Origin of the sequence: Methylobacterium sp. W2, from assembly GCF_020662345.1 — a bacterium.
Classification (GTDB): Bacteria; Pseudomonadota; Alphaproteobacteria; order Rhizobiales; family Beijerinckiaceae; genus Methylobacterium.
Map to the genome: position 1 here is coordinate 96685 of NZ_VMOA01000017.1, position 11081 is coordinate 107765.

Annotated in this window: 9 protein-coding genes; 6 read left to right on the forward strand and 3 right to left on the reverse strand. The window is 68.1% G+C overall.

The window, feature by feature from the left end:
* Positions 1–69: 69 nt before the first annotated feature.
* The gene (gene aspS, locus FPV16_RS12000) at positions 70–1884 is read right to left on the reverse strand and encodes an aspartate--tRNA ligase (RefSeq protein WP_227438404.1); all 1815 of its coding nucleotides are present in this window, start codon (positions 1882–1884) and stop codon (positions 70–72) included.
* Between the two features lie 176 nt (positions 1885–2060).
* Here aspS and FPV16_RS12005 point away from each other — a divergent pair, with 176 nt between their 5' ends.
* Entirely contained in the window at positions 2061–2480 is a 420-nt protein-coding gene (locus FPV16_RS12005) for a hypothetical protein (protein WP_264483815.1), read from the forward strand.
* Between the two features lie 106 nt (positions 2481–2586).
* Complete coding sequence (gene rnd / locus FPV16_RS12010) at positions 2587–3738, forward strand: ribonuclease D (RefSeq protein ID WP_227438406.1); 1152 nt, start codon at positions 2587–2589, stop codon at positions 3736–3738.
* A 64-nt stretch (positions 3739–3802) separates the two neighbouring features.
* Here the strand turns inward: rnd and FPV16_RS12015 are convergent, their stop codons facing one another.
* Both FPV16_RS12015 and FPV16_RS12020 read right to left on the reverse strand, forming a co-directional pair.
* The gene (locus FPV16_RS12015; protein ID WP_227438407.1) at positions 3803–5644 is read right to left on the reverse strand and encodes a hypothetical protein; all 1842 of its coding nucleotides are present in this window, start codon (positions 5642–5644) and stop codon (positions 3803–3805) included.
* A 131-nt stretch (positions 5645–5775) separates the two neighbouring features.
* On the reverse strand, positions 5776–6102 hold the full coding sequence (locus tag FPV16_RS12020) for a HesB/IscA family protein (protein ID WP_018043514.1): 327 nt from the start codon (positions 6100–6102) through the stop codon (positions 5776–5778).
* Positions 6103–6200: 98 nt separating this feature from the next.
* Here FPV16_RS12020 and FPV16_RS12025 point away from each other — a divergent pair, with 98 nt between their 5' ends.
* From FPV16_RS12025 to FPV16_RS12040, 4 genes are all read left to right on the forward strand, one after another.
* Entirely contained in the window at positions 6201–7469 is a 1269-nt protein-coding gene (locus FPV16_RS12025) for a deoxyguanosinetriphosphate triphosphohydrolase (protein ID WP_227438408.1), read from the forward strand.
* A 23-nt stretch (positions 7470–7492) separates the two neighbouring features.
* A complete protein-coding gene (locus FPV16_RS12030) occupies positions 7493–8080 on the forward strand; it encodes a GDSL-type esterase/lipase family protein (RefSeq protein WP_227438409.1) in 588 nt (195 codons plus the stop codon).
* Positions 8081–8215: 135 nt separating this feature from the next.
* A complete protein-coding gene (argS, locus tag FPV16_RS12035; protein WP_227438410.1) occupies positions 8216–9961 on the forward strand; it encodes an arginine--tRNA ligase in 1746 nt (581 codons plus the stop codon).
* 30 nt (positions 9962–9991) lie between these two features.
* The coding region (locus FPV16_RS12040) for an SPOR domain-containing protein (RefSeq protein WP_227438411.1) at positions 9992–11081 on the forward strand (1090 nt) is incomplete at its 3' end.

Below are 11081 nucleotides of genomic sequence, written 5' to 3' on the forward strand. Positions count from 1 at the left end.
GTCAATGTTGGAGGGATCGGGCTCCGCAGGCACCCTCCCCCGCAGAGGGGGGAGGGGGTGTGTCGCGGCTCAGCCCTGCTTCTCGGGCAGGTTCAACCGGATGTGCAACTCGCGCAGCTGCTTCGGGGTCGCCTCGGCAGGGGCTCCCATCATCAGGTCTTCGGCGCGCTGGTTCATCGGGAACAGCACCACCTCGCGCAGGTTCTGCTCGCCGCAGAGCAGCATGACGATACGGTCGATTCCCGGCGCGATGCCGCCGTGCGGCGGGGCGCCGAGCTTCAGCGCGTTGAGCATGCCGCCGAACTTTTCTTCAAGCACGTCCTGCCCGTAGCCGGCCAAGCCGAACGCCTTCTCCATCACCTCGGGGCGATGGTTGCGGATCGCGCCGGAGGACAGTTCCGTGCCGTTGCAGACGATGTCGTACTGGAACGCCTTGATGCCGAGGATCGTCTCGGACTCGCTCGGATCGAGGGCCAGGAACTCCTCGCGGTCGAAATTCGGCATTGAGAACGGGTTGTGGGAGAAGTCGATCCGCTTCTCGTCCTCGTTCCACTCGTACATCGGGAAGTCGGTGATCCAGCAGAACGCGAACTGGTCCTTATCGGACAGGTTCAGCTCGTCGCCGATGCGGATGCGGGCCTTGCCGGCCAGAGCCGCGGCCTTCGCCTCGGTGCCGGCGGAGAAGAACACGGCGTCGCCGGCCTTCGTGCCGGTCTTCTCGCGGATGAGGGCCTGGATCTCCGAAGGGATGAACTTGGCGATCGGGCCCTTGCCGGTGACCGTGCCGTTGTCGTCCTCGAAGATGATGTAGCCGAGGCCCGGCGCGCCCTCGGCGCGGGCAAAATCGTTGAGCTTGTCGAAGAACGAGCGCGGTTGCGTCGCCGCCCCCGTGGCGGGGATCGCACGGACCACGCCGCCGGATTTGATCACGCCCTTGAACGCCTTGAACTCGACCTCGTCGCGGGCGAACTCGTCGGTCACGTCGGCGATGATGAGCGGGTTGCGCAGGTCCGGCTTGTCGACGCCGTATTTCAGCATCGCCTCGGCGTAGGGGATGCGCGGGAAGGTCCCGGTGACGCGCTTGCCGTCGGCGAATTCCTCGAAGACGCTGCGCAGGACCGGCTCCACCGACTGGAACACGTCCTCCTGGGTGACGAAGCTCATCTCGATGTCGAGCTGGTAGAACTCGCCCGGCGAGCGGTCGGCACGGGCATCCTCGTCACGAAAACACGGCGCGATCTGGAAGTAGCGGTCGAAGCCGGCGATCATCGTCAGCTGCTTGAACTGCTGGGGCGCCTGCGGCAGCGCGTAGAACTTGCCGGGGTGCACGCGGGAGGGCACCAGATAGTCGCGCGCGCCTTCCGGGCTCGAGGCGGTGAGGATCGGTGTCTGGAACTCGAAGAACCCGCCCTCGCGCATGCGGCGACGGAGCGAATCGATGATCGCGCCGCGCTTCATGATGTTGGCGTGGAGCTTGTCGCGGCGCAGGTCGAGGAAGCGGTACTTGAGCCGCGTCTCCTCCGGGTAGTCCTGGTCGCCGAAGACCGGAACCGGCAATTCGCCGGCGGGGCCGAGAACCTCGATGTCGTCGATATAGACCTCCACCGTGCCGGTGGGCAGGTCGGCATTCTCGGTGCCGGCGGGGCGGGTGCGCACGCGCCCGTCGATGCGGATCACCCATTCCGAGCGGGCGAGGTTCGCCGTCTTGAACGCCTTCGAATCGGAATCGACCACGCACTGGGTGCGGCCGTAATGGTCGCGCAGGTCGATGAAGAGCACGCCGCCATGGTCGCGGATGCGGTGGCACCAGCCGGAAAGGCGAACGGTCTCGCCGACGTCGGACGGGCGGAGGCCCCCGCAGGTATGGGTACGATAACGGTGCATGACGGGCTCTTCAGATTGAGCGGCGCACCATTCACGCGAGGACGGGCAAGTCAAGGCGAAGGCGATCTCGCCAGATCGCGATGTCGCTTCGACTGGGCAACCGAGCATGCGCCGGAGAGGTAGCCGCAGGCACCCTAGACCTTACGAAACCGAGGGTGAATCCCCATATCAAGCCCATGAATGCGAACGCGTTTTTCGACATTTTGCACGAGGCCGCAGCAGCTCCTTCCACACGCCGGAAGGGCGCGGAAGGGGGCGAGGACAAGCCCGGCGTGTGGCAGGGCCTGCCGCTCGAAGGCCGGTTCGAGATCGTCTACGAGGATTCCCGTGGTCTCTGGAGCACGCGTGCCCTCGACGCGCGCGAGTTGAGGCTCGGACCCGGCCGGACGCTGCTCGGCGGCATCGATCGCGCACGCGGCGGTTATCGCGGCTTCCGGGTGGATCGCATCCGGCGCCTGACCGAGGAGGGCGGGCCTCGGATGAATACCAGCATCCTCGATTGGCTTCTTGCCCGTGCTGAAGCGCAGAAGCGCGAGCGTGCCGAACTGGTGCGCAGCCTCGCCCGCCGGGACCGGTCCCGCAAACACGCCGCCTGAGGAGGGATCCGGGGCAAAGGATTGGGGCAGGGATGTCGGGGATAGCCGCGCGCGGCGCGAGATACGATCTCGCCTCGCGCGTCAACCTCCGATATAGCCGGCTCTCATGGATCTCATCGCCACCACGCCGGCCCTCGCCGAGGCCTGCAGCCGTTTCGCCGGACAGCCGTTCGTCACCGTCGACACGGAGTTCATGCGGGAGACGACCTACTACCCCAAGCTCTGCCTGATCCAGATGGCGGGGCCGGACGGGTCGGGCGTACTCGTCGACCCGTTGTCCCCCGACATCGACCTCGCGCCGTTCTTCGCGCTGATGGCCGACGAGGGCGTGGTCAAGGTGTTCCACTCGGCGCGCCAGGATCTCGAGATCATCTGGCTGCTCGGCGGGCTGCTGCCGCAGCCGTTCTTCGATACGCAGGTCGCCGCCATGGTCTGCGGCTACGGCGATTCGGTCTCCTACGAGCAACTCGTCAACGACGTGGCCAAGGCCAAGATCGACAAATCCTCCCGCTTCACCGACTGGTCGCGCCGCCCGCTCTCCGACGCCCAGTCGAGCTACGCCCTGTCCGACGTGACCCACCTGGTGAAGGTCTACGAGGTGCTGGCGGGGCAGCTTCTCTCCACCGATCGCGGCGAGTGGCTCGACGAGGAGATGAGTGTCCTTACCTCGCCGGATACCTACAAGGCCGACCCGGCCCAGGCCTGGCGCCGGCTCGCCGGCCGCATGCGCAAGCCGCGCGAGATCGCGGTGCTGGCCGAGGTCGCCGCCTGGCGCGAGCGCGAGGCGCAGACCCGCAACGTCCCACGCGGGCGCATCCTGAAGGACGAGGCGGTGATCGACATCGCCACCTCCGCTCCGCGCAACGTCGAGGCGCTGGGACGCCTCCGCTCGATCCCGGCGGGCTTCGAGCGTTCGCGGACCGGAGCCGACATCCTCGCCGCCGTAGAGCGCGGCTTCCAGCGCGACCTGTCCGACATCGTCCTGCCCGAACGCAGCCGGGGTCGAGGCGGCAACGGCGCCGTAGTGGAATTGCTGAAGGTGCTGCTCAAGGCGGTCTGCGAGGCCGAGGACGTGGCGCCCAAGATCGTCGCCACGATGGATGACCTCGAAGCCATCGCCGAAGACGACGAGGCCGACATCGCCGTCCTGCACGGCTGGCGCCGGACACTGTTCGGCGAGAAGGCGCTTGCCCTCAAGGCCGGCCGCCTCGCCCTCTCGGCCGAGGGTGGGCGGATCGTGGTGCGCACGCTGGATTGATCCGGATTCAGGCGCTTCTCCACCCCGCAACGGGGGAGTGAAGACGTAGGCGTTCCTCCCCGTCTCAGTTCGCTTTCGCGCTCACGTCCAGCCTGTCGAGCACGGCGCCCGGTGTCGGGGCTGCGCTGAATTCGAGCATGCCGATGCCGCCGGCATTCTTCGCCTTGGCGCTGAGGAGAAACGTGCCCGGCTTTGTCACGAACTGGCCCAGGGCCGCGCCGATGGCCTTGGCTCCGGCCGAGTTGCCGAGGATCGCCGGCACGCCGAAGGTGGTGGCGGTGACGTATTCCTGGGTCAGTTCCTCGGGCTTGAGGCTCAGGCTCTTCGATTGCGAGGCGATGAAGCGCTCGAACAGGCCGGTATTCTCGATCCGCAGATCGAGAGTCTTTGCAGTCGCGCCCAGCATGGCGAAGGTCGAGACGCTCGGATCGGGATCGAACACCGCCGGGCCGATGCCGCCGAGGGTGCCGTTGATCTTCACGCGGCCCATGTCCTTGCCCGACACCGACACCTCGCCGAACGAAAGCTCCTTCGCGGCCTCGTTCCAGGCCGTGTCGGCCACAACGTCGAGGTCGAGGTCGCGGTAGCCATAGGCGCCGAGGGAGCCGAGCCCCGGGATTCCGGCCACCGCCGAGGCGGGGAGGGTGAGGCCCGAGAGGTTGGCCCGACCGGTGGTGGGCAGGCCGTCGCGCAACGGGCCAAAGGCGAGGGCGCCGTCGCGCAGGCCGATATGCGTAGGCGCCGTCGCGGCCGGGGGGAGCGCGGGCGACACCGCGCCGGGGGGCTTCGCGGGGGGCTTGGGCGAAGCGGGCACCTCGTCAGGCGGCAGGTCGAGGCTGAGATCCTTGAATGCCAGGGTGCCGAGCACCGGCGTCATCTGCCGTAAATCCGCTTCGGTGGGCTCCCCGGCCTGTGTCGAAAGCTTGCGCATGGCCACCACGGTCGGGGCGAAGGAGAAGCCCGCGAAGGACAGGCGCGAGAGCTTGCCGCTGGCCTCGCCCACCGTGAAGCCGAGATCCTCGAAGGTCAGGGTTCCCGAGGTGAAGGCCATGCGTCCCATGGTCATCGCCACGCGCTCGCCGTCATGGGCCTGATTGATCGTGAGCCCGCTGGCCTGGAACGAGCCGACAGAGAACCCGTCGAGGAGATCGGCCGCGGTTCCCAGGATCCGTGCCTTGTCGGCGGAGGCGGGCTGGGTGGGGTCTACGCGGGCCATCGCGTCCAGCGCGCCGGTCCATGTCCCGGGGATCTGGCGGCCGCTGACATCGCTGCCCTCGAGACGGGCGATCTTCACCACCGTGCCCTCGGCCTCCATCAAAATGTCGGCTGCCGAGAAGCCGCCATAGATCCGTAGCATCGGGCTCTTGGCGTCGCCCGCCTCGCCGTAGAGCCGCGCCATCGCGGCGAGATCGACGTCCTTCATCTCGATGCGACCGTAGCTGGCGCTGTGTTTCGCCACACCCCCGGCCTCCGCGGCCGTCAATCCGACCGCAGCTGCCTGGGCGATGCGGCCGCCGCGCACATCCTTGGCCGTCACGTCGCGATAGGTCGCGGTCTGGGCCTTGGTGCCGATCCGGGTCTCGGAGCGAAGCTCCGGGATCACGACGCTCGCGGCATCGAACTTCGCGAGACGCGCGGCCAGGGGGTCGGGGCCGGATTTGAGCAGGGCGAGGAGGTCATCCTTCGTCAGGCGCGTCCCGCTGACGATGACCTGCGGCGCGGTGAGGACCGTGCTGCCGAAGGTCATCGTTACGTTCTGGAGCGTGACGTCCTGCACGGCGGACGCCGCTTCCTGAGCCGAGGCCGGCAAGGGGCCGATCGGGCCGCCGCCGCCGAAAATGAGGAGGGCGCAGACCGAAAGGCCAGCCGTCCGCATGAAGAAGGGACGACCTTGTGGGACGATCATGAGCGGATCCGGGGCGCTGCGAAAAAAGGCGCTTCGTGCAACGGTGCCGCGCCGAACCGCATCCGTGCCGCTTTTTCCACGGCGAGGCAATCGCGCTGCCGCACGCCGTGCTGTGACGGAATGACGATGGCTCAGAGGGAGAAAGAGGTGCCGCAGCCGCAGGAGGAGGTGACCTGCGGATTCTCGATCTTGAAGGCCTGACCGATCAGATCGTTGGCGAAATCAATGGTCGATCCGCTCATGTATTCGAGGGAGACGGGGTCGACGAGGACGGTGGCGCCGTCCCGCTCGATCACCACGTCGTCCTCGGCCCGCGCCCGCTCGATGTCGAAGGCGTAGGAGAAGCCCGAACAGCCGCCGCCGTTCACGCTGATCCGCAGGGACGCGCCGGGAGGCTCGGCCCCCATGATCTCGTTGATGCGCTTGGCCGCGCGGGGGGTCAGGGTGATGTCGGCCATCGTGATGCTCTTGGGTTTCGTCGATTGCCAGAAGCGCTAGCCCACACAAGATATGCGCCGTAGAGACGCGCTGCAACGCGGGATAGCCGTTGCGCGCGATGGCGCATTCAGGAGGTGACGTGCGGCACAGGGGCGAACGCTGGCGGGCGCGCTACGCCACCGATCCGGCGGCCACGCGCGGGCGGCTGATTCCGGAGGCGATCTCGCCCACGCGCAGCGACTTCCAGCGCGACCGCGACCGGATCATCCATTCGGCCGCCTTCCGCCGCCTGAAGCACAAGACCCAGGTCTTCGTCCACCACGAGGGCGACCATTACCGGACCCGCCTGACCCATACCCTGGAAGTCAGCCAGATCGCCCGCGCGCTGGCCCGGGCGCTCGGCCTCGACGAGGATCTCGCGGAGGCGCTGGCGCTCTCCCACGACCTCGGCCACACCTGTTTCGGCCATACCGGCGAGGACGCGCTCGACGCCCTCATGGCCGCTCACGGCGGGTTCGACCACAATGCCCAGGCCCTGCGGATCGTGACCCGGCTCGAGCGGCGCTATGCCGGGTTCGACGGGCTCAACCTCGCCTGGGAGACCCTGGAAGGCCTCGTCAAGCACAACGGTCCTCTCCTCACGAAGGATGGCGCCCCGACCCCGCGCTGGGCAGGGCGTGGCATTCCCGCCGCCATCCTCGAATACAACGCACAGAACGATCTCGATCTCGCCCGTTTCGCCGGGCCGGAGGCGCAGGCGGCGGCTTTGGCCGACGATATCGCCTATGACAGCCACGACCTCGACGACGGCCTGCGGGCAGGCCTGTTCGAACTGTCGGATCTCGATGGCGTCCCCTTCCTCCGGGACATCCTCGACGAGATCGACGCGCTGCACCCGAATCTCGAGGAATCGCGAAAGATTCACGAGTTGGCGCGGCGCGTGATCACCCGCTTCGTCGAGGACGTGATCGCCGAGAGCACCCGACGGATCGAGGCCTTGGCACCGAATTCCGTCGCCGATATCCGCACGGCCGACGAGGCGGTCATCTCCTTCTCGCCGGCCCTGGAGGAGGCGGATGCCACGATCAAGCGCTTCCTCTACGCGCGGATGTACCGCCACCCGAGCGTGCTGGCGGTGCGGGCGCAGGCGGACATCATCGTAGCGGACCTGTTCGATGTCTTCAGCACCAACCCTGCCTCCATGCCGGAGGAATGGCAGGCCGGGCTCGAGGGGGCAGGGGAGGGGCGAATCGCGCGGCGGGTGGCCGACTACATCGCCGGCATGACCGACACCTACGCGGTGCTCGCCCACAAGCGCCTGTTCGCCACCACGCCGGACCTGCACTGGAGCCCCGAAAGCCGGGGCCTGCCGCTGGCGGAGGGGTAGGGGCCGAGACTTCAGGACGATCCATGCGCATCTGCTTCATCGGCGACAGTTTCGTGAACGGGGTCGGTGACGACACCTGTCTCGGATGGACGGGCCGTCTCTGTGCCGAGGCCCGCCGCGCGGGCTGGGACGTCACGCATTACAATCTGGGCATTCGCCGCGACACCAGCCTCGACATCCACGAACGCTGGCGACGCGAGGCCGAAGCCCGCCTGCCCGAGGGGCTGGACGGCCGGCTCGTTTTCGCCTTCGGCGCAAACGATTGCACCTTCATGGATGGCCGAACCCGCGTCCCTCATGACCGCTGCCTCGACACGGTCCGGGCGATTCTCGCAGACGCCGCCGGTTGGCGAAAAACCCTGATGATCGGCCCGCTTCCCGTCTGCGACGATCCCTCGACGGATGCGCGAATTTTGGCTCTGTCAAATGACATGGCTCCCATCTGCGCCCGTCTCGGCGTTCCGTTCCTTCCGGTCTTCGACGTGGCCAGGGGATCCGATGCATGGGCCAGGGAGGCCGCGGCGGGGGACGGAACCCACCCCAATGCCGGCGGCTACGCGGCCTTGGCCAGCGTCGTTGCCGAGTGGGAGGCTTGGCGCGCCTGGTTCTGAAGCGCCGGCCTGATGGAGGAGACAAAGGACGATGGGCGGTCTCCCGTGACACCTGCCCCCCGCATTGGTATGCCGCCGCATTGAGGCGCAGGCCGTCGTGACGATGCGGCTTGGCGCGAGCGGAACAGATATCCCATGAACATCTTCGCCACCTTCGAGGCGCGTGTGCGCGAGGCGCTCGAGAGCCTGATCCGGTCCGGGACGCTGCCCGAGGGGCTCGATCTCTCCCGCGTGGTGGTCGAGCCGCCGCGCGATGCCACTCACGGCGATCTCGCCACGAACGCCGCCCTGGTCCTCGCCAAGGAGGCCCGGACCAATCCGAAAGCGCTCGGCGAGGCGCTGGCGGCGGAGCTTCGGCAGGATCCCCGCGTGGTCGAGGCGAGCGTGGCCGGACCCGGCTTCATCAATCTGCGCCTGACGCCCGAGACCTATCACGAGGTCGTGCGTGCGGCGCTCGGCGAGGGCGCCGCCTATGGCCGCGCCCGCATGCCCGGTGGCAAGGTCAACATCGAGTACGTCTCGGCCAACCCCACCGGGCCGATGCATGTGGGCCATGGCCGCGGGGCGGTGTTCGGCGACGCGCTGGCCAACCTGCTCGTGGCGGCCGGCCGCGACGTGACGCGCGAGTACTACATCAACGATGCCGGCGCGCAGGTGGACGTGCTCGCCCGCTCTGCGTTCCTGCGCTACCGCGAGGCGCTAGGCGACACGGTCGGCCCCGTGCCCGAAGGCCTCTATCCCGGCGACTATCTCGTGCCGGTGGGCAAGGCGCTCGCCGAGAAGCACGGCCGCGCGCTCCTCGACGCGCCGGAATCCGAGTGGCTGCCGCAGGTGCGGGCGGACGCCATCGCCGCGATGATGGAGCTGATCCGGGGCGACCTCGCCCGGCTCGGCATCCATCACGACGTCTTCTTCTCGGAAGCCACCCTGAAGGAGGCGGTGCCCGTCCTCCTGGCGGAGCTTCGCGAAAAGGGCCTTGTCTACGAGGGCCGGCTGCCGCCGCCGAAGGGCCAGCTGCCGGAGGATTGGGAGGACCGTGAGCAAACCCTGTTCCGAACCGTGGAGTTCGGCGACGACGTCGACCGGCCGCTGTTGAAGTCGGACGGCTCGTTCACCTACTTCGCCTTCGACATCGCCTATCATCGCGACAAGATCAGGCGCGGCGCCACCGACCTCATCGACGTTCTCGGGGCGGATCACGGCGGCTACGTCAAGCGCATGCAGGCGGCGGTGAAGGCGGTGAGTGACGGGAACGCCACCCTCGACGTGAAGCTGTGCCAGTTGGTGCGCCTCCTTCGGGCCGGCGAGCCGGTGAAGATGTCCAAGCGCGCGGGCGAGTTCATCACCCTCGCCGAGGTGGTCGACGAGGTCGGCCGCGACGCGATCCGCTTCATGATGCTCTACCGCAAGAACGACGCGACTCTGGATTTCGACCTCGCCAAGGTGGTGGAGCAATCCAAGGACAACCCGGTCTTCTACGTGCAGTACGCCCATGCCCGCTGCGCCTCGGTGTTCCGGCAGGCGCGCGAAGCCATGCCCGGCGAGAACTTTTCCGTCGCCGGCCTCGCGGATGCGGATCTGACGCGGCTCGCCGATTCCGCGGAGGTCGAGATCATGCGGCTCATCGCCCAATACCCACGGGTGATCGAAGCGGCGGCGGCGGCACACGAGCCACACCGTGTGGCATTCTACCTCTACGAGCTGGCAAGTTCCCTGCATGGTTTCTGGAACAAAGGCAAAGACTTGCCGCAATTACGGTTTATTAATCTAAACGACCGAAACTCGACACGGGCAAGACTGGCCCTCGTGGAGGCTTTGAGAGGCGTCGTCGCCTCCGGCCTCGCGGTCTTGGGTGTCACCGCGCCGGATGAAATGCGGTGAGGTGATCTCGGCGTGAAGAGGAATGCTGCCATGACGACGAACGCTTCGCGAGCGCCTGTCGATTTCGACGCCTTCGCGCGTGACTTGCAGCCCACGACACCGCCCCAGCCGCAGGCCCAGCCTGCGGCAAAGCCCGACCCGTTGGCGGAACTCGCCCGCATCGTCGGCCAGGACGACCCCTTCCGCGCCCTGCTCGAAGCCCGCGATTCCCGCACCGCGCCCCAGCCGCAGGGCCAGGGCGGGCGGAGGGAACCGACCTTCCACGACGAGGCACCGGCAGCCGCTCATTCCGCCCATGCCGGGGCGCCGGCGGCCTATGCAACTGCGCCTGCGGCCTACGCTCAGCATCCCCAGTACCAGACGGCGCCCGAATCGGAGGCCACGCTCTCGGCTCATCCGGCCGATGCCTTCGACCAGTATCTCGCCTCCGTCGATCACAGCGCCTATGCCGACGGGGTCCATGATCCCCGCGGATCGGAGGCCTATGCGCCGGAGCAGGACGACCGCCTCAACCGCGCGGCCGAACGCCCCCGCCAGCGCAGCCGCCTCGTCTCCGTGGGGGCCGGCCTCGGCGTGCTGGTGGTCTGCGTCACCGGCGCGCTCACCTGGCGCGGCCTGCATTCGAGCCAGGGCGACGGCACCGTGCCCACGATCCTGGCCGACAAGGCTCCGCTGAAGATCGCTCCGCAGAAGGCGGACGGCGTCGAGATCCCCGACCAGAACAAGCAGATCTACGACCGCAACGCCAAGGACGGCCAGATCCGCATCGTCAACCGCGAAGAACAGCCGGTCGACGTCGCGCAGGCCGCCCGGTCCGCCCAGCGCGCCGGGGAGGGTGGAGCCACGCCGTCCACCGGGCAGGGCGGCAATACCGGCCCCCTCACCGAAACTCTCGGCGAGCCCCGCCGGGTGCGGACCGTGTCGGTCAAGCCGGATACGCCTCCGCCGCCGCCCCAGCGCGAGGCGTCCGCCGCCCAATCCGTGATCCCCACGATGACCCTTCCGGGCGATAACAGCGGCTCGACCAACGGGTCGATGCATCCGCGCGTCGGAAAGCTGCCGACGGCGACGCCCGCCCCGGCCGACGAAGCTGCGGCACCCGAGCAGGCCGCCCCCGCTC

What these genes read in the sequence shown, in the direction of transcription:
- aspS (WP_227438404.1), bottom strand. Translation starts at nt 1,884, where the DNA reads ATGCACCGTTATCGTACCCATACCTGCGGGGGCCTCCGCCCGTCCGAC.
- FPV16_RS12005 (WP_264483815.1), top strand. Translation starts at nt 2,061, where the DNA reads ATGAATGCGAACGCGTTTTTCGACATTTTGCACGAGGCCGCAGCAGCT.
- rnd (WP_227438406.1), top strand. Translation starts at nt 2,587, where the DNA reads ATGGATCTCATCGCCACCACGCCGGCCCTCGCCGAGGCCTGCAGCCGT.
- FPV16_RS12015 (WP_227438407.1), bottom strand. Translation starts at nt 5,644, where the DNA reads ATGATCGTCCCACAAGGTCGTCCCTTCTTCATGCGGACGGCTGGCCTT.
- FPV16_RS12020 (WP_018043514.1), bottom strand. Translation starts at nt 6,102, where the DNA reads ATGGCCGACATCACCCTGACCCCCCGCGCGGCCAAGCGCATCAACGAG.
- FPV16_RS12025 (WP_227438408.1), top strand. Translation starts at nt 6,201, where the DNA reads ATGGCGCATTCAGGAGGTGACGTGCGGCACAGGGGCGAACGCTGGCGG.
- FPV16_RS12030 (WP_227438409.1), top strand. Translation starts at nt 7,493, where the DNA reads ATGCGCATCTGCTTCATCGGCGACAGTTTCGTGAACGGGGTCGGTGAC.
- argS (WP_227438410.1), top strand. Translation starts at nt 8,216, where the DNA reads ATGAACATCTTCGCCACCTTCGAGGCGCGTGTGCGCGAGGCGCTCGAG.